Consider the following 17,852-nt stretch of genomic DNA (forward strand, 5'->3'; position numbering starts at 1 on the left):
AGAGTTGTGTTAGTTTTTTTAGCCAATAAAATAGCTTTTTATCTAAAAAAAACTAACACTCTTTCTTTTTAGCTTAAATTTATACTGTAAAACTTCCTAAGTTATATAACCTTAAATATTTAATGAAACTATTAGAAAAATTAAGATACTATTCTTTTTGGGGACTAGATATTTTAAAAGGAGGCAAAGTTAGATCTCATTATAAAGACATAAGATATATTTTAGAAAACTATAATACTGAGGCTTCAAAGAAAAGAAGAGCACTTCACTTAAAATGTTTACTTAAACATGCAGTAGAAACAGTTCCTTATTATAAAGAAAATAAAGGGTTAAATTTAGTTGAAGACTTCCCTGTTGTTAATAAAATTTATATAAGGAATAACTATAAAAATTTTGTTTCAGAAAAATATAAAGATAAATCCAGCTTTGAAGTTAGTACGAGTGGTTCTACAGGGACACCTTTTTCTGTATACTTAAATAAAAATAAGAAAAATAGGAATACAGCTGATGCCATATACTTTGGAGAAAAGGCGGGTTATTTCATAGGGCAAAAGCTTTATTATATGAGATCTTGGGGTAATGTGTCTTCAAAAGGGAAACTATCATCATTTATTCAAAATATTAAAAAAGTAAATGTTAAGTCGGTTGAAGATGAGAATTTTTCTAATTTGGTAGACCACATGAGAACAAATAATTCAACAAAAGCTATCTTGGGTTATTCTTCTGCTTATAAGGAAATTTGTAAATACTTAGATAAGACAAATTCTGATCCAATTACAGCAAATATTACCTCTATGATTGCTAATGCAGAAGCTTTAGGAAATTATACAAAAAAATCTATAAAAAAATATTTTGATTTTGATATACTTTCTAGATATTCTAATATGGAAAACGGAATAATTTCTCAACAAATTAAAGAAGAAGGCAGTTCCTACCATATTAATTGGGCTAGTTATCATGTAGAAATATTAGATATGAAAAGTGATAAACCTGTAAAATACGGAGTGCCTGGGCGTGTTGTTATAACAGATTTATTCAATTATCATGTGCCTATGATTAGATATGATACAGGTGATATAGCGGTAATGGGAATAGATGAAAATTATTTTAATGGTGCACCATCATTTACTAAAATTGAGGGGAGAAGAATGGATGTAATTTATGACACCAAAGGGAAACCAATGACATCTGTTGTTTATGAGTTAGAGCATTTTCCGGAATTTAAACAATTCCAATTAATTCAAATAAATAAAAATACTTATCTGGTGAAATTAAATTTAGATGAAGTTTTTCAACATGAAGAAAAATTAAAGAAAATGTTACAAGTTTATTTAGGTGATGATGCTATTATAAATATTAAATATGTTGATGATATGCCTCAATTATCCTCAGGAAAACGAAAATTAACTATGAATAAATTTTTAAGTGTTTAAAAGAGTTATTATTTATCAATAATCTTAACCTCAAATAGTTTATCCCAACGTTTACCAGTTACAAAAATAGTTTTTGTTTTTGGGTTATATGCAATACCGTTTAAAACATCTAAACCATCATGTTGCTTAACTTTGTTCTTTAAAGGTTTAAAATCTATAACACCAATTACGGCTCCATTTTTTGGGTTAATTATAGCAACACCATCTTTTTGGTACCGATTTGCATATATTTTTCCGTCAATCCATTCCATTTCATTAATGCCAATAATTTTTCCTTTATTGGTAAAAACTTGAATATATTCTTGTTCTGTTAATGTTTCAGAATTTAACAACCATATTTTTTCGGTACCATCGCTTTTGTATATCGTATTGTTAAAGTTACATAAACCCCAACCTTCTTTACTGTTTCCGTATTTAAAGCTACTAAGTTTTTCAAAAGTATTAACATCGTAAACAAAACCTGTGCCTTTTTGCCAAGTAAGTTGGTATACTTTATTATTTAAAATGGTTAAACCTTCACCAAAATATTCATCAGCTAAATCGATATTTTTAATAATTTTTCCGGTTTTATAATCAACTTTTCTAAGTTTTGATTCTTTTAATTGCCCTGTACTTTCGTAAAGTGTATCATTATAAAACTCTAGCCCTTGCGTATACGATGTAATATCATGCGGATATTCATTAATAATTTTATAAGTGTATACTTTTGGTAACTCGCTATTTAAAATAGTAATAGTAGATGTTGTGGTTTGTTTTGTGTTATTAAAATAAACAGTAGCCTTAATAGTTTGTTTACCTAATTTAAAATGGTTTAAAGCAGAGTTCTCTTTAATTTTTTTTCCGTTTAATGTATATAAAACAGAGTCTATCGTGTGAGCCTTTTTATTAGTTAAAGACAGTTTTAGTGTTTTGTTGTTGGCAATATTGCCTTTTTCGGCATTGGTTTTTATAGTGAAATCACTTTTTTTTTGACTAGAGTTAGATCCGCAAGAAATAAAAAAAATGCTTAATAATATGATTGTTAGATATTTGTATTTTTTCATTTTACTTATAAATTTAAAGCAAGATATTTATTTAAAATCGGTTAAAAAAATCATTGTGAAAATTTTAAAAGTTTGTATCTTTGCAGCCGGCAAGTCCTACACAACCAGCTCCTGTTGAATCCTCCAGGTCGGGAACGAAGCAAAGGTAAATGGTCGTAGCGGTGTGATGTAGGTAGCTTGCCTTTTTTTGTACCATAAATTTAAATCTTGAAAGCTTATGCGCCTCAAGATTTTTTAGTTTATTGCGTATTTTTAATCATGCATACCTTCATGATTATTATTGTATTTTTAAAGGGTTAAATTATATAAGTAAATGTCTAAAGTTGTTTTAATTACTGGTGGTTCTTCTGGCATAGGAAAATCTATTGGCGAGTTTTTAGTAGAAAAAGGGTATATTGTATATGGTACTAGCAGGAGTCCAGAAAAATATAAAGATAGCAAATTTCCTATTTTGGCTTTAAATGTAAAGGAGGTAACTACAATTTTATATACCGTTAATACTGTTATTAAAAAGGAGGGTAGATTAGATGTTGTTATTAATAATGCCGGTGCAGGTATTACTGGACCTATAGAAGAAACCCCTAATGAGGAAATAAAAAACAATTTTGAAACTAATTTTTTTGGCCCTATTAATGTTATAAAAGCAGTTTTACCGCAAATGCGCAAACAACAAGGCGGTTTAATTATAAATGTTACATCTATTGCGGGGTATATGGGTTTGCCATATCGTGGTATTTATAGCGCCAGTAAAGGTGCGTTAGAGTTATTAACTGAAGCTTTTAGAATGGAGTTAAAAGACTTTAATATAAAAATGACCAATGTAGCGCCTGGCGATTTTGCAACAAATATAGCTGCTGGCAGATATCATGCACCGTTACTTGAAAATTCGCCATATAAGAAACCTTATGGAGACACCTTAAATTTAATGAATACGCATGTAGATAATGGTAGTAACCCTAATATTATGGCTAAAGCCATTTATAAAATAATAAATACAACTAATCCTAAAGGTCACTATAAAGTTGGAGAGTTTATGCAAAAATTCTCGATTGTTTTAAAGCGTATTTTACCAGATAAGGTTTACGAAAAAATGTTAATGAATCATTATAAATTATAAGCTTACCTGTTTATAAGTCCAAGTAATTGCTCTTCAAACTGTACAGAGAAAATATTGGTATTACTATTTACAATACTTTTGTTTTTGGCAATTAATATGGTTTTTGTCATGGGGTAAACGGCTAACAATTCGGTAGATTCTTCTGGGTTTTGAAACTTAAATTCATTTTCGCTTATAAAACCATTATCTATTAATAGTTTTTTTGATTTTTCTGAGTCATAACTATCAATGTTTATAGAGATAAATGTAACTTCAGGATATTTTCTTTTAAGTTCTTTTAGTTTATAATGACTTTCTTTGAAATGCTCGTAATAAGTGTGAGACCAAAAGCTTAATACAGTAGGAGAATTTATTTTACTACCAATTTTAAAAACATCATTATTATAGCTTACAATTTTAATATCTGGCACTTTACTGCCTTCTTTTAGTCTGTTAAATGATGTTGTATAGCGTACCATCATTTTTTTGCCTTTTTCACTTTTACTTTTTTCTAAATAAGATTTTAAAACCGTATTATTAAATTTTTCGTTTTTACTTTTGGATAAGTATCCCATTGTAAAATGGTATAATAGCTCATCTTTTAAAGCAGTATTAGAAATTAAGCTATCAATAAGTTTTAATCTGTCTAAGTTAAAGCACAGCGATTTTCTGTCAAAACATGCGTTAGCATCATGTTTATCATGCGCTTTAAGGGATAAATTACTTAAGTTGTATCTTAAAAATTTATTGTAATTATGATGATTACTTAAAAAATCGTCATTATAGTTAATTTGTTTTCTATAGTCGTAAAAATCATCGGGTAACGACTTTAATATAGCAGCTTTGTTTTCTCCATAATGAACAAACGGATAAACTTCTTTACTAGAGTAGTACGAATAATCAATATTAGCGTTGGCTATTTTTAAAAACAAAGAAGAAGGATTATATTTATCTTTAAAAAGCTGTAATGCTTTTACTTTTGATAGCTTTAAAGAATCTGCATGTTTTTGGAATGTAGCTCCGTCAAGTTGACTTAATTTAATAATATACTTTTCTTCATCTTCATTTTTAAGAAACTCATTTATAAAATAATTATTTTTTTTATCGCCTTTACCACTATAAACTAACGACTCGTCAAAATCTAAAGTGTTTAATCTAAACAATAAACTATCATTTGGTTCTAATAATATTAATTGATATTCGCCACCGTGCCTAAACGTATACAAACCTTGATTAAGACTGTCAATTTTGTATAAAAACCTGTTTTTTCTATCTAAATTTACCGTATCAATAATGGTTTCGTTTTTAGATAAAACAATATAATTTGTATTTGGGTTAATTATTTCGCCACCTAAGTAAGCATAATCTACAACTGTTTCTTTGCTGTCTTTTTTGCAACTAAATAATGATAAAATAATACAAGCAATTGTAAAATAAAACTTCATAAATCCCTCCTGAGTCGTTTATAACAACAAAAATATGGCTTGTAATTAAAAAGTCCTGTTAATGCGTTGTTAAATGTTTAACAAACAAAATAGTAATTAATACTAAAAAATAGGCTTGTTTAGTTTTCGGCATACCAATGTAATTTTTTACTTTTGCAAAAAATTAAATAATCCTTTATGTTATCAGTATCAAATCTTTCTGTTCAGTTCGGTAAACGTGTTCTTTTTGATGAAGTAAATACCACTTTTAATAATGGTAATTGTTACGGAATTATTGGCGCAAACGGATCTGGAAAGTCTACTTTTTTAAAGATTATTTCGGGCAAATTAGAGCCCACTTCTGGACACGTATCGTTAGAGTCTGGTAAGCGTATGTCTGTTTTAGAGCAAAACCATAATTTATATGATGAGCATACGGTTTTAGAAACCATATTAATGGGAAATAAACCATTATTTAAAATTAAATCTGAAATTGATGCACTTTACGCAGATTATTCTGATGAAAATGCAGAAAAAATAGGGGAGCTTCAAGTTAAATTTGAAGAAATGGATGGTTGGAATGCCGATAGTAATGCGGCCTCTATGTTATCTAATTTAGGTATAAAAGAAGAGTTTCATTATACTTTAATGTCAGATTTAGATGGTAAGCAAAAAGTACGTGTATTATTAGCTCAAGCTTTATTTGGAAACCCCGATGTGCTAATTATGGATGAGCCTACCAACGATTTAGATTATGAAACTATTTCGTGGTTAGAAAACTTTTTAGCTAATTACGATAATTGCGTAATTGTTGTATCGCACGATAGGCACTTTTTAGATGCTGTATGTACACATATTTCAGATATTGATTTTGGCAAAATAAACCATTATTCTGGTAACTATACATTTTGGTATGAGTCTTCGCAATTAGCAGCCAGACAACATGCACAGCAAAATAAAAAGGCCGAAGAAAAGAAAAAAGAATTAGAAGAATTTATACGTCGTTTTTCTGCCAACGTTGCTAAAAGTAAGCAAGCAACCAGCAGAAAGAAAATGCTAGAAAAGCTTAATATAGCAGATATTAGAAGAACAAGCAGACGTTACCCAGCTATTATTTTTGAACGCGAAAGAGAAGCTGGCGATCAAATTTTAAATATAGAAGGACTTTCTGCTTCAATTGAAGGCGAAGTTTTATTTAAAGATATCGATTTAAATTTAGCTAAAGGCGATAAAGTGGTTGTGTTTTCTAGAGATTCTAGAGCAACAACAGCTTTTTATCAAATTATCAATGGTAAAGAAAAAGCCGATGCTGGTAAGTTTATGTGGGGTGTTACAACCACACAGTCATATTTACCTTTAGATAATAGCGAATTTTTTGATAATGATTTAACACTTATAGATTGGTTACGCCAATGGGCACAAACTGAAGAAGAACGAGAAGAAGTTAATATTCGTGGCTTTTTAGGCAAAATGATTTTTAGCGGCGAGGAAGCCTTTAAAAAATCGTCGGTACTATCTGGAGGAGAAAAGGTAAGATGTATGCTATCTAGAATGATGATGATGAGGGCAAATGTTTTACAATTAGACGAACCTACTAACCATTTAGATTTAGAGAGTATTACAGCATTTAATAATTCGCTTAAAAATTTTAAAGGCACTATTTTATTTACTACACACGACCACGAGTTTGCACAAACTGTAGCTAATAGAGTTATAGAATTAACACCAAACGGAATTATAGATCGTTACACAACGTTTGATGAATATATGCAGGATAAAAAGATTAAGGAATTGCGAGATAAAATGTATACAGTAACCGCTTAATCAAGCTCTAACTCTGAAGCTAAGTTTTTAATAATAGGTGTTGCTTTTTCAAGTTCGTCTTTATGAACGTGAATTTCTTGTAACCCTTGTATTGATGAGCCAAAACCAGCTAATCGGCCAGATTCAGACTCGTCTTTAATAACAGCGCATATATTAAAATTTTGTAATTCGTTAAATATGCGTTGAACTTCTATAAAATTTCCAGAAAATACTCTTATATAGTTAGACATGGCTTAAAGTTTTAAAAAGGTTCTTCTTAAATATACAAAAAAATAAATAATTTTTATAAAAAAAAGCCAGCTAATAGCTGGCTTTTAATGTTTAATATTTTAGTTAATTATCTTAACTCTGCACCAAGTTGTTTTTCAAAACTACTTTGTAATTTGTTCATGATTTTATCAATCTGTTTATCGGTAAGTGTTTTGTTTTCATCTTGAAGCGTAAAACTAACAGCATAGCTTTTTTTACCTTTTGGTAAGTTTTTACCTTGATAAACATCAAACAAATTAATATCTCTTAATAGTTGCTTTTCACTTTGCTTCGCTATTTTGTATATAGCTTCAAAAGTTACATTTTCATCTAAAAGTAACGCAAAATCACGTTTTACTTCTGGGTATTTTGGTATGTCTTTAAATTTTACTTTATTGTGCTTCACTAAATCTAAAATGGTGTCCCATTTAAAATCTGCATAAATTACTTCTTGGCTAATATCAAAATGCTTTAGTACAGACTTTTTTACTAAACCAAAATCTACAAGCTTGTTTTTACCTAAGCCTAAGCTTAAACCTTCAGAAAATAAATCGTTTTTAATAGGCGCTTCTTTAAATCTAGATATTCCTAATCGTTCTAGAATTGAAGTTATTATACCTTTCATTAAAAAGAAATCGCTTCTTTTTGTTTTCTCGTACCAGTTTTCTAATACTTTGTTTCCTGTTATAAAAACAGATAAGTGTTTAAACTCTTCGCGTTTGTCTTCATAACCATGGTATGTTTTTCCAAATTCAAATAATTTTAAATCTGGGCGTTTTCTGTTTATATTAAACGATATAGCTTCTAACCCAGAGAATAATAATGATTGTCGTAAAACAGATAAATCATTACTTAAAGGGTTAAGCATGGTAATATTGTGCTCGTCTTTAAGCTGTTCACTTAAGGCAATATAGTTTGGTGTGGTTAAAGAATTGGTTAAAGTTTCATAAAACCCTTGAGCAACTAATTGATTTCCAATTATATTTTGAATTTTATAATCTTCAAAACGGGTTGTAGAAGAGATTGATGCGTTAAGTTTTTCGGTAGTTTTAATATTGTTATATCCGTAAACTCTTAAAATTTCTTCAATAACATCGGCTTCTCTTTCAACATCATTTCTAAAAGCTGGCACGGTTAGGCCTAATCCGGCTTCGGTAACGTTATTTACTTTAATTTCTAACGAGCTTAAAATGCGTTTAATAGTTTCTTTAGGAATTTCTTCTCCAATTAATTTTTTTGCATTTTCAAAGCTTAAACGTACTTCAAAATCTTTAATTTTATTTGGGTAAATATCAACAATATCGCTTGTTATTTCACCACCAGCAAGTTCTTGTATTAATAAAGCTGCTCGTTTTAATGCATATTCGCAAATATTTGGGTCTATACCACGCTCAAACCTAAATGAAGCATCAGTATTTAATCCGTGGCGCTTAGCAGATTTTCTAACGCTAACAGGGTTAAAGTAAGCACTTTCTAAAAATATACTAGTTGTGCTTTCTGTTACACCAGAATGTAATCCGCCAAATACACCTGCAATACACATGGGTTTATCGGCGTCGCAAATCATTAAATCATCTTCATGTAATTCGCGTTCAACACCATCTAGAGTAACAAATTTTGTTCCTTTTTCTAGAGTTTTAACTTCAATTTTATTTCCAGAAATTTTCACAGCATCAAAAGCGTGTAAAGGTTGCCCTAAATCGTGTAAAACATAATTTGTGGCATCTACTACATTATTTATTGGGGTTAAACCAATAGCTTTTAAACGGTGCTGAAGCCAAGTTGGAGATTCGGCTACTTTTAATCCTGATATGGTAACACCGCAATATCGTGGCGCTTTATCTTTATTTATTACATCTACATCTATTTTTAAAGTGCGATTTTCTACGTTAAATGCACTAACAGAAGGCGTAATTAGCTCTAGATTAATATCTTTTTGAAGTAATCCTGCTTTTAAATCGCGTGCGGTACCTAAATGGCTCATAGCGTCTGCACGGTTTGGTGTTAAACCAATTTCAAAAACTTGGTCGTTTTCAATTTCAAAAACATTAGAAGCAAGCGTTCCAACTTCAATATCGTTATCTAATACTAAAATACCGTCGTGCGATTTTCCTAAGCCTAATTCATCTTCGGCACAAATCATCCCAAAGCTTTCTTCGCCTCTAATTTTTCCTTTTTTTATGATCCAAGACTCGCCTTCCTCAGTATAAAGTGTTGTGCCTATTGTTGCTACAGGTACTTTTTGCCCAACAGCTACATTGGGTGCTCCACAAACAATTTGCAATGGTGTATCTGTACCTATATTTACTGTTGTAACTTTAAGTTTATCTGCATTAGGGTGTTTAATACAAGTTAAAACCTCGCCAATTACAACACCTTCTAATCCGCCTTTAACCGATTGGTAGGTTTCTAAACCTTCTACCTCAAGACCTAAATCTGTAAGTAACTCGCTAGTTTGCTCTGGTGTCCAATCTGTTTTTAAAAATTGCTTTAACCAGTTGTATGAAATTTTCATCTGTTGATTTTTATTTTTTTTAGGGTCAGATGCAATGCCTTTTTAAACGCTTTAATGTTTTATTTTTGTTACTAGGCATTTCATAAATTAATATCCTATTATGAATGCGCAAAGATAAAATATTGCAGTTAGCATTCAAACAAACCCTAGTTTTTTGTTAGTATATTGCTGTAATTTCGATTAATAAATTTTAAAATCATTTTATGAAACAAATTATAACATTAGTCTTGGTTCTTTTTATGTTTTCTTGTACTAGTAAAAACAAGCTAAAAACTTTAGAAAAGGGTATGTATAGGGCCGAGTTGAAGGTAGACGATACATTAAAATTACCATTCAATTTTAAAGTAGTTACTAAAGATGAATTGCATGTTTATAATGCAGAAGAAGTAATTGAGGTAACATCTATTTCGTATAAGAACGACTCCATTTATATTCAAATGCCAGTTTTCGAGGGGTATATTGCAGCTAAACTTGAAGAAGATTTTTTAAAAGGACATTTTGTAAAACCTAGTTTAAATAGAGTAATGGCTTTTAAAGCAGAGAAAAGTGAAACTAGGTTTGATACGACAACGGAGTTAACAAAATTTAATGTTTCTGGAAATTGGGAAACTACATTTAGCCCAGATTCTGATGAAGATACTTATTTCGCTAAAGGTATATTTAAACAACAGGGCGCTATAGTAACAGGAACCTTTAGAACAACAACGGGCGATTATAGGTTTCTGGAAGGTGTTATAAATAATAATAGATTACAGTTATCTACTTTTGATGGGGCACATGCCTTTTTGTTTACTGGTAGCGTTACAGATAGCACTATAACTGGTATGTTTTATTCTGGTAGCCATTGGAAAGAACCTTTTATTGCTAAACGAAATGATGCTTTTAAGTTGCCAGAAGCGAGTACGCTTACTTTTTTAAAAGAAGGTTATAATAAAGTGTCTTTTTCTTTTCCAGACACGCAAGGAAATATGGTGTCTTTAAAAGATGAACGTTTTAAGAACAAGGTTGTTTTAGTTCAAATTATGGGAACTTGGTGCCCAAATTGTTTAGATGAGAGTAAGTATTTTGCAAGGTATTATAATAACAATAAAAATAAAGATTTAGAGATTGTTGCTTTAGCCTTCGAATATGTTAAAACTGAAGAAAAGGCTTTAAATAACATTAAGCGTTTAATAGAAAATGTGGGTATAAATTATCCTGTTTTATTAGCACAGTATGGTTCTGCTAGTAAGGTGAAAGCTAATGAGAAATTACCAATGCTTAATCATGTATTATCCTATCCAACTACTATTTTTATTGATAAAAAAGGAGTGGTTAGAAAAATTCATACAGGTTTTAATGGCCCAGCAACAGGTGATGAATTTGTGAAATTTAAAGTTGATTTTGAAGGATTTGTAAACAGTTTGTTAAACGAGTAATTTTTGTTAGAGTTTTTCGAGCATTACATTAAAATCGTATTGCAAATCTTCATGTAACTTGCTAATTGTTTTTTTTGCTAGTATAATTTGTCTATTATACATGTTTTGTAATTGAGTGCTTCGTTTTATACTAGGTTTAAAATTTTTAAGTTTTGCACAAAAATAGAGTAGGAGTTCTACTTCGCTTTCTTTTTTTTGCGAATAGCGAATATATTTTTTTACGTTTTTAAGTATTTTACGCGTACTTTTTCTAATATAAAAATAGCTGTTGGTGTTTATGGTTTCAAACTCATTGTCTATGTAGTTTTTAATGGTTTCTATGTAGCCAGTTTCATTATGCGATTCAAAAAGTAAATAGGTTAGTAGCTCTTTGTTTTCTTTTTTAAAACGTGCAAGTCGTAAACATAGTTGCTGAGTTTCTTGAAGCGAAAGCATATTTAATTCTTTTTTAATTTCTGGAAGTGTAACGGCTTTCATTTAATGTTATATTTTTATTATAAATATAAAAAAACCATTACAAGTGTAATGGTTTGATTGTTTTTTATTTAAAAGCAGTGTTTATCTTAATTTTGGATAATTACTAGGGTTTAATTCGTGCATAATATCATAAACACTTTCAAAAATATCTTCAGCAGATGGTTTTGAAAAGTAATCGCCATCATTACCATAAGCGGGTCTGTGTGGTTTAGCGGTTAATGTTTTTGGGCTACCGTCTAGATATTGAAATGCATTTTGTTCATTTAATATTTTATCTAGTATATAAGCAGAAGCGCCTCCTGGTACATCTTCATCAATGATAATAACTCTATTCGTTTTAGCTATACTTTTTACAATATCGTGGTTTAAATCAAAGGGCATTAACGACTGTATGTCTATAACTTCGGCATCAATTCCAACTGCTAATAAGTCTTTTGCTACTTGCTCAACAATACGAAGCGTAGAACCGTACGAAACGATTGTTATATCTGTACCTTCTTTAATGGTTTCAACAACTCCAATTGGCGTTTTAAGGCTGCCTAAATTATTAGGCATTTTTTCTTTAAGTCTATAGCCATTTAAACATTCTACAACTATTGCAGGATCATCACCAAGTAAAAGTGTATTGTAAAATCCGGCAGCTTTAGTCATGTTTCTTGGTACTAATAAATTAACACCTTTAACTAAGTTTAAAATACCACCCATTTGAGAACCAGAATGCCAAATTCCTTCAAGTCTGTGGCCACGTGTTCTAATAATTAAAGGGGCTTTTTGTTTTCCTTTTGTTCGGTAATGAACTGTAGCTAAATCGTCGCTAATTATTTGTAAAGCGTATAAAATATAATCTAAATATTGAATTTCTGCTATAGGTCTTAACCCTCGAAGCGCCATACCAATACCTTGACCTATAATGGTTGCTTCTCTAATTCCTGCATCGGCTACACGTAGTTCTCCGTGTTTTTCTTGAAGCCCTTCTAGGCCTTGGTTAACATCTCCAATGTTACCAGTATCTTCTCCAAAAACTAAAGTTTTTGGATTGTTGCTAAATATAGCATCAAAATTATCTCGAAGAATAATTCTGCCATCAACTTGTTCTGCGTTATCGTTATAAGTTGCTTTTACTTCTTTAACTCTGGTGTTAGATTGTTGTGTTTCAGTATATAAATGCGAACTAAATTTTGGTTGTACATGTTCAAAAACAGCATTAATCCAGTTATTTAGTGTTTTTTTCTCAGGAATAGACTCACCAACAATGAATCTTAACGCTTTTCTGGCATGAGATAAAATATCTTTTCTAGTTGGTTCATCAATTTTTACTAAGCTATCTTTAAGTTTAGAAATAAAGATTCCGTTAATACTAGAAGATTCAATTTGTTTAAAAATTGATATTAATTCTTGCTGTTCTTTTTTTATAGGTTTTAAAAAGATGTTCCAAGCATTTTTTTTAGCTTCTCTTACATCTCTTTTTGCTGTTCTTTCAATTTCAATAAGTGCTTCGTTGGTGGCAATACCGCTTTCAATAATCCATTCTCGTAATTTTACATTGCAATCGTTTTTTGCTTCCCATTCCAGACGTTCTGTATTTTTATAACGTTCGTGAGAGCCCGAGGTGGAGTGTCCTTGTGGTTGTGTTAGTTCTTGTACGTGTATTAAAACAGGAACGTGTTCTTCTCTTGCTATAGCTCCAGCTTCTTGATAGGTTTCTATAAGGTTGGCGTAATCCCAGCCTTTTACACGTAAAATTTCGTAGCCTTTATTGTCTTTATCTCTTTGAAAACCTTTTAGTATTTCAGAAATATTTTCTTTAGTTGTTTGGTATTTAGCATGTACAGATATGCCGTACTCATCATCCCAAACACTTATTATCATTGGTACTTGTAATACGCCAGCAGCATTTATAGTTTCAAAAAATAGGCCTTCACTAGTACTTGCATTGCCAATAGTACCCCAAGCTACCTCGTTACCTGCTTTAGAAAAACCAGTTGTATTAATACCTTTAACGTTTCTAAAAATTTTAGATGCTTGCGCTAAACCTAATAGCCTAGGCATTTGGCCTGCAGTTGGCGATATATCTGCACTAGAGTTATACTGGTTTGATAAATCTTTCCAGCTTCCGTCGTCATTTAAACTATGGGTAGCAAAATGGCCTCCCATTTGCCTACCTGCCGACATAGGTTCTAACTCAATATCTGTGTTAGCATATAGGCCAGCAAAAAACTGTTCTGGTGTAAGTTCTCCAATAGCCATCATAAAGGTTTGATCTCTGTAATACCCAGATCTCCAATCGCCTTTTTTAAAAGATTTAGCCATGGCTAATTGTGGCACTTCTTTGCCGTCTCCAAAAATGCCAAACTTAGCTTTACCTGTAAGTACTTCACGACGCCCTAGCAAACTACACTCGCGACTTATTAAAGCAATCTTGTAGTCATTAATAACTTCTGCTTTAAAATCTTCGAATGATAAATTGTTTTCTAAGTTAGTTACGGGTTGCATAAGTTCATATGTTTAGTTTTGCAAAAGTAGTTAATTATGGCCTATTTTGCAATTAATTTTAGTGTTAAAATATTAGTGAATTCTTAATAATTCGTTAATAAAAAGGGTTTTATTAAGAAATATGTATTTATAAAAGCTGTTTTTTGATTATTTTTCAAACAAAAACACTAATACCATCGTCTTCTAAATAAGCCTAAAAGTGCTTGTGGGTCTGCTGTAAATTTAAAACGGATGCTTTGGTCGTAATTTGGCTGGCCAATTTCCCATCCTAAATTTGAATATATTGGGAGGTAAATTTCAAAGTAGTCGGTTACTAAATTAATTCGTATTCCTGAGTCGTAAACAAAATTTGGTGATCTAGATTTGTTTTTAACAAACCCTATGTCGCCATAGGCTAAAATGTATTTCCAGAGTGTTGTACTTGTGTTTAAAGAGGTCATCCATTGGTTAGCAAAAGGGGTTTCAAGTTTAGATTTAAAACCGCCTTCGGCTTCGATAAATTGTTGACTAAAAATCCCTGAGGCCTCAGAGCGTCCTAAGTAGTTGTAGTCAAATAAATAATCTGTGGGTCTGTCTAGAGCGAAACTAAAAAAATCTGAATTTGGGTTGGTTTTATTACTAAAAAAGGCTCCAGCAAAAGCTCTTATATTTAATTGTCTGTTGCTTTCAAATAATTGCCTAAATTCATAATTGAAAGATATTTTGCTGAATTTTTTACCTAATTGAAAATCGGTACTCCACTTATTAAAATGAATAAGGTTGTCGTTGGAGTTAACATATCTTATATTGAAAATATTATAGTTTGGTTCGCTTGTGGTTAATACATTGTTTATGTCTTTATCTCGATGAATGTTTACATGTCTTATGCTTAACCATTGTCTTTTGTTTGATCTAAAATCATTATTATCTCTAAAAAGAAATTGAATAGAAGGTGTTATTTGCCTAACAAATAAGTTTTCTGCATAGGAGTTGTAGCTAGCGGCAATTCCATAATGTATGGTGTATAGGTTTTTGTTTTGGATATAATGACTTTTAAATATTGAAGCTGCACCAGTTAAAGATTTTGATTTTAACGAATAACGTGGTGCTATTTTATAGTTAAACAGTTTTCTTAAAACTGTTTTATTGTAAATTTTTGCGCCTAAAGTTACACCATCATATATGTTATTAAACTCTCCAATAGGCATAAAAAATACTTGATTGTAGTAGGGGTCTTCAATGTCTTGAAATAACCTAAATTGTAAGGGTTTGTTGTTAAAAAAAAAGCCTTTTAAGGATTTCCAATTGTCTCTTAAATTAAATTCTGGAATGGTGTTGTTATAGTTAAGTACAAGCTTGTTAGCGTCTAGTTTTGGTATGGTAATGGTTTTACTGTTATTTATATTTTCAATCCATGTTTTTGATATAATACTATCGTTATTAAGCGTATACAAAGAAACAGGCATTTTGTTTGTGCTTTTGTTCTTTATAGTAAGGGTTATAGAGTCTTTGGTTTTTGTAACTTTTTTTATTTTAAAGTCTATTTTTTTTCTTGTGGTTAGATAGTCTTTAAAAAACCAATCTATATTTTTATCTGTTTTAGATTTTATAAACGTTTCAAATTCTTTCGTTGTTGTTGGTTTTAATTTATTGGCTTTTAAAAATGCTTCAATACTATTTTCAACAATATTTTGGTTTACAAAATCGTCTAAATATTTTAAACCAACTCCTGCTTTAAATTTGTTAGCAATGTTTTTATTGAATTTTAATAAAGAGTCTTTAGCCATAGATAAAGGTTGGTCTCTATTTGTTCTGGCCATTAGCATATACGATAATACATATTTATCGTTAAACTTCATATCGGCTGCATGAAAAGATCGAACGCCCCAAAAATCAGCAATTGAGCCAAGAAATTTCATGTTGGGGTAGTGTTGGTCAACATACTTCATTAGGTAATATATTTGTATACCGTCTATTAACCATTGTTCTTTTCGTGGGTTTATTAAAAGTGTATTTTCTAGATAGTTGTGTAAGGCTATCTTTAAAAATTGTAACTCGTACTGAAAATTATTAGGATAAGGTTTAATAAAACTTGGTAAAAAGTTTAAGCCATAAATAGGATCCTTATTATAATCTATTTGAGTTAGAAGTAATTTTTTATGCGGGTAATTTCCGAAGTTACTGGTAATAAATGTTTTAATTTTTTCTGTAATTAAAACTTTATCTAAAACCTCTAAACCCTGGTCGTTTATATTTGAAATTATAGAAAAATCGCCATCTTGTATGGTTTTGTAGGTTGATGATTTGTTTAAAAAAAGTTTATTAGTAACTCTGTTTTTGCCTTCTAGTTTAACTATTTGTTTGTTAGGTAGTTGTTTGTTTTTAATGACATCTAACTCTGAAGTTAAAGCATAACCATTGGGGTATTCTATTTCTAGCGTAATGTCTGATTTTGGTATAAATAAATCGTCTAGATTTTTATTACTATAATATTGCCATGAGCCATTATAAATAGCAGGTGTTATGTACCAATATCTTAAGTTAATATCTCCAATATCATCAATACCATAATTTGTAAATTTGGCATTTGGAATTTTTACCAAGTACTCTAAATTAATAGTATAAGACTCTTTTGCCTTTAAGGGTTTGTTTAATTTAATTTCAAGAATATCGGTTTGGTTTTTAAGTTGAGTAAATGTTAAATCTTTACCATTTTGTTTTATTGAAGTAATGACTGAAAAACCTCTGTCTTCGTTTTTTGCAAGATGAAAATCGTTGTTATATTCATCGGCTATTCTTATGGCTAGGGGTGTTTTTTTTGTTGAATAGCTATTATTCCAATCGTGAAGGAAAATGGTTTTTAATTCATCATCTGTTGTGTTTTGATAATGAATGGTTTGAGATATGTTTATTTGTTTTTTATCAACATTAAAAATAGCTTTAATGTCCATTTTGTTTTGCCCAAAACTAGTAAAGCAATTTAATAGAAAAATGATACAACTATAAAAACAAATTTTCAATTATATATAACATTAATGGTTAATAAATTCATGTAAGGCACCGCAATATAATAAAATATAGCGGCTTATAGCCTGACATGAAAGTTATTATGTACAGTAGATTGGCTGCGCATAAAAAATAAAATAAAAATTATTTTAAAAATTAGGACTATAGCCAGATTCTTTATAAAAATTATCTAGAATATTTATTACTTCGTCTTCGGTATCAACTAAATGTATAAGGTCTAAATCGTTTGGGCTAATGTTTTTAAACTCATTTAAAAGTGTTTTTTTTACCCAGTCTATAAGGCCTTCCCAAAAATCTTTTCCAACTAAAATGATAGGGAATTTGCCAATTTTATGTGTTTGAATTAGGGTAATAGCTTCGAAAAGTTCGTCTAGAGTTCCAAAACCACCAGGCATAACAACAAAACCTTGCGAGTATTTAACAAACATTACTTTTCTAACAAAAAAGTAATCAAAGTCTAAGCTTTTATCGTGGTCAATATACGGGTTGTCATGTTGTTCAAATGGTAATTCAATGTTTAGTCCTACCGATGTTCCGCCACCTAAATGTGCGCCTTTATTTCCGGCTTCCATAATACCTGGTCCGCCACCAGTAATAACACCATATCCGGCTTCGACAATTTTTTTAGCAACACTTTCTGCTAGTTTATAGTATTTGTGGTCTGGTTTTGTTCTTGCAGAGCCAAAAATAGAAACGCAAGGACCAATTTTACTCATTTTTTCAAAACCATTTACAAATTCGCCCATAATTTTAAATATGGCCCAAGAATCATTAGTTTTTATTTCATTCCAACCTTTATGGTGTTTTTCTTTTCTCATAATATATTTTTGTGTTTTCTTTCCGTATGATGAAAATTTTATTTGTTTAAAATGCA

The 17,852-nt window shown here is 30.4% G+C and carries 12 protein-coding genes and 1 other RNA gene; 5 read left to right on the plus strand and 8 right to left on the minus strand.

Features of this window, described 5'->3' with window-relative positions; genetic code table 11:
• The first annotated feature begins 122 nt into the window (after nt 1–122).
• Nucleotides 123–1,433, plus strand: coding sequence for a phenylacetate--CoA ligase family protein (locus ACNG5D_RS07100; protein ID WP_418182804.1), 1,311 nt, complete (start codon nt 123–125; stop codon nt 1,431–1,433).
• A gap of 8 nt (nt 1,434–1,441) precedes the next feature.
• Here ACNG5D_RS07100 and ACNG5D_RS07105 read toward each other — a convergent pair whose 3' ends face one another.
• A complete protein-coding gene (locus ACNG5D_RS07105; protein ID WP_418182805.1) occupies nt 1,442–2,476 on the minus strand; it encodes a glutaminyl-peptide cyclotransferase in 1,035 nt (344 codons plus the stop codon).
• Nucleotides 2,477–2,563: 87 nt separating this feature from the next.
• Here ACNG5D_RS07105 and ffs point away from each other — a divergent pair.
• Together ffs and ACNG5D_RS07115 are read left to right on the plus strand one after the other, a co-directional pair.
• Nucleotides 2,564–2,662, plus strand: an RNA gene (gene ffs / locus ACNG5D_RS07110) — signal recognition particle sRNA small type.
• A 127-nt stretch (nt 2,663–2,789) separates the two neighbouring features.
• On the plus strand, nt 2,790–3,593 hold the full coding sequence (locus tag ACNG5D_RS07115) for an SDR family oxidoreductase (RefSeq protein ID WP_418182806.1): 804 nt from the start codon (nt 2,790–2,792) through the stop codon (nt 3,591–3,593).
• A gap of 2 nt (nt 3,594–3,595) precedes the next feature.
• Here ACNG5D_RS07115 and ACNG5D_RS07120 read toward each other — a convergent pair whose 3' ends face one another.
• Nucleotides 3,596–5,017: a TlpA family protein disulfide reductase gene (locus ACNG5D_RS07120; protein WP_418182807.1), complete on the minus strand. Its 1,422-nt coding sequence runs from the start codon at nt 5,015–5,017 to the stop codon at nt 3,596–3,598.
• A 177-nt stretch (nt 5,018–5,194) separates the two neighbouring features.
• Here ACNG5D_RS07120 and ACNG5D_RS07125 point away from each other — a divergent pair, with 177 nt between their 5' ends.
• On the plus strand, nt 5,195–6,820 hold the full coding sequence (locus tag ACNG5D_RS07125; protein ID WP_418182808.1) for an ABC-F family ATP-binding cassette domain-containing protein: 1,626 nt from the start codon (nt 5,195–5,197) through the stop codon (nt 6,818–6,820).
• Here the strand turns inward: ACNG5D_RS07125 and ACNG5D_RS07130 are convergent.
• Both ACNG5D_RS07130 and pheT read right to left on the minus strand, forming a co-directional pair.
• Nucleotides 6,817–7,050 (minus strand): putative signal transducing protein, encoded by a 234-nt coding sequence (locus tag ACNG5D_RS07130; RefSeq protein WP_418182809.1) that lies wholly within the window; start codon nt 7,048–7,050, stop codon nt 6,817–6,819. The two genes, ACNG5D_RS07125 and ACNG5D_RS07130, sit on opposite strands and share 4 nt — an antisense overlap.
• 107 nt (nt 7,051–7,157) lie before the next feature.
• Complete coding sequence (pheT, locus tag ACNG5D_RS07135; protein ID WP_418182810.1) at nt 7,158–9,584, minus strand: phenylalanine--tRNA ligase subunit beta; 2,427 nt, start codon at nt 9,582–9,584, stop codon at nt 7,158–7,160.
• Between the two features lie 203 nt (nt 9,585–9,787).
• Between pheT and ACNG5D_RS07140 the strand changes: the two genes are divergently transcribed.
• Complete coding sequence (locus ACNG5D_RS07140; protein WP_418182811.1) at nt 9,788–11,002, plus strand: TlpA disulfide reductase family protein; 1,215 nt, start codon at nt 9,788–9,790, stop codon at nt 11,000–11,002.
• A 6-nt stretch (nt 11,003–11,008) separates the two neighbouring features.
• Here the strand turns inward: ACNG5D_RS07140 and ACNG5D_RS07145 are convergent, their stop codons facing one another.
• From ACNG5D_RS07145 to ACNG5D_RS07160, 4 genes are all read right to left on the minus strand, one after another.
• The gene (locus ACNG5D_RS07145; RefSeq protein WP_418182812.1) at nt 11,009–11,479 is read right to left on the minus strand and encodes a hypothetical protein; all 471 of its coding nucleotides are present in this window, start codon (nt 11,477–11,479) and stop codon (nt 11,009–11,011) included.
• Between the two features lie 81 nt (nt 11,480–11,560).
• Complete coding sequence (locus ACNG5D_RS07150; RefSeq protein ID WP_418182813.1) at nt 11,561–13,972, minus strand: alpha-ketoacid dehydrogenase subunit alpha/beta; 2,412 nt, start codon at nt 13,970–13,972, stop codon at nt 11,561–11,563.
• Between the two features lie 167 nt (nt 13,973–14,139).
• On the minus strand, nt 14,140–16,902 hold the full coding sequence (locus ACNG5D_RS07155; protein WP_418182814.1) for a gluzincin family metallopeptidase: 2,763 nt from the start codon (nt 16,900–16,902) through the stop codon (nt 14,140–14,142).
• Nucleotides 16,903–17,106: 204 nt separating this feature from the next.
• Nucleotides 17,107–17,796 (minus strand): LOG family protein, encoded by a 690-nt coding sequence (locus ACNG5D_RS07160; RefSeq protein ID WP_418182815.1) that lies wholly within the window; start codon nt 17,794–17,796, stop codon nt 17,107–17,109.
• Between the last annotated feature and the right edge of the window lie 56 nt (nt 17,797–17,852).

It is taken from the genome of Algibacter ulvanivorans (assembly GCF_048381495.1).
GTDB classification, from domain to species: domain Bacteria; phylum Bacteroidota; class Bacteroidia; order Flavobacteriales; family Flavobacteriaceae; genus Algibacter_B; species Algibacter_B ulvanivorans.

Bases quoted from the DNA above. Each gene is read 5' to 3' on its own strand.
- ACNG5D_RS07100 (WP_418182804.1), top strand. From the start codon at position 123: ATGAAACTATTAGAAAAATTAAGATACTATTCTTTTTGGGGACTAGAT.
- ACNG5D_RS07105 (WP_418182805.1), bottom strand. From the start codon at position 2,476: ATGAAAAAATACAAATATCTAACAATCATATTATTAAGCATTTTTTTT.
- ACNG5D_RS07115 (WP_418182806.1), top strand. From the start codon at position 2,790: ATGTCTAAAGTTGTTTTAATTACTGGTGGTTCTTCTGGCATAGGAAAA.
- ACNG5D_RS07120 (WP_418182807.1), bottom strand. From the start codon at position 5,017: ATGAAGTTTTATTTTACAATTGCTTGTATTATTTTATCATTATTTAGT.
- ACNG5D_RS07125 (WP_418182808.1), top strand. From the start codon at position 5,195: ATGTTATCAGTATCAAATCTTTCTGTTCAGTTCGGTAAACGTGTTCTT.
- ACNG5D_RS07130 (WP_418182809.1), bottom strand. From the start codon at position 7,050: ATGTCTAACTATATAAGAGTATTTTCTGGAAATTTTATAGAAGTTCAA.
- pheT (WP_418182810.1), bottom strand. From the start codon at position 9,584: ATGAAAATTTCATACAACTGGTTAAAGCAATTTTTAAAAACAGATTGG.
- ACNG5D_RS07140 (WP_418182811.1), top strand. From the start codon at position 9,788: ATGAAACAAATTATAACATTAGTCTTGGTTCTTTTTATGTTTTCTTGT.
- ACNG5D_RS07145 (WP_418182812.1), bottom strand. From the start codon at position 11,479: ATGAAAGCCGTTACACTTCCAGAAATTAAAAAAGAATTAAATATGCTT.
- ACNG5D_RS07150 (WP_418182813.1), bottom strand. From the start codon at position 13,972: ATGCAACCCGTAACTAACTTAGAAAACAATTTATCATTCGAAGATTTT.
- ACNG5D_RS07155 (WP_418182814.1), bottom strand. From the start codon at position 16,902: ATGGACATTAAAGCTATTTTTAATGTTGATAAAAAACAAATAAACATA.
- ACNG5D_RS07160 (WP_418182815.1), bottom strand. From the start codon at position 17,796: ATGAGAAAAGAAAAACACCATAAAGGTTGGAATGAAATAAAAACTAAT.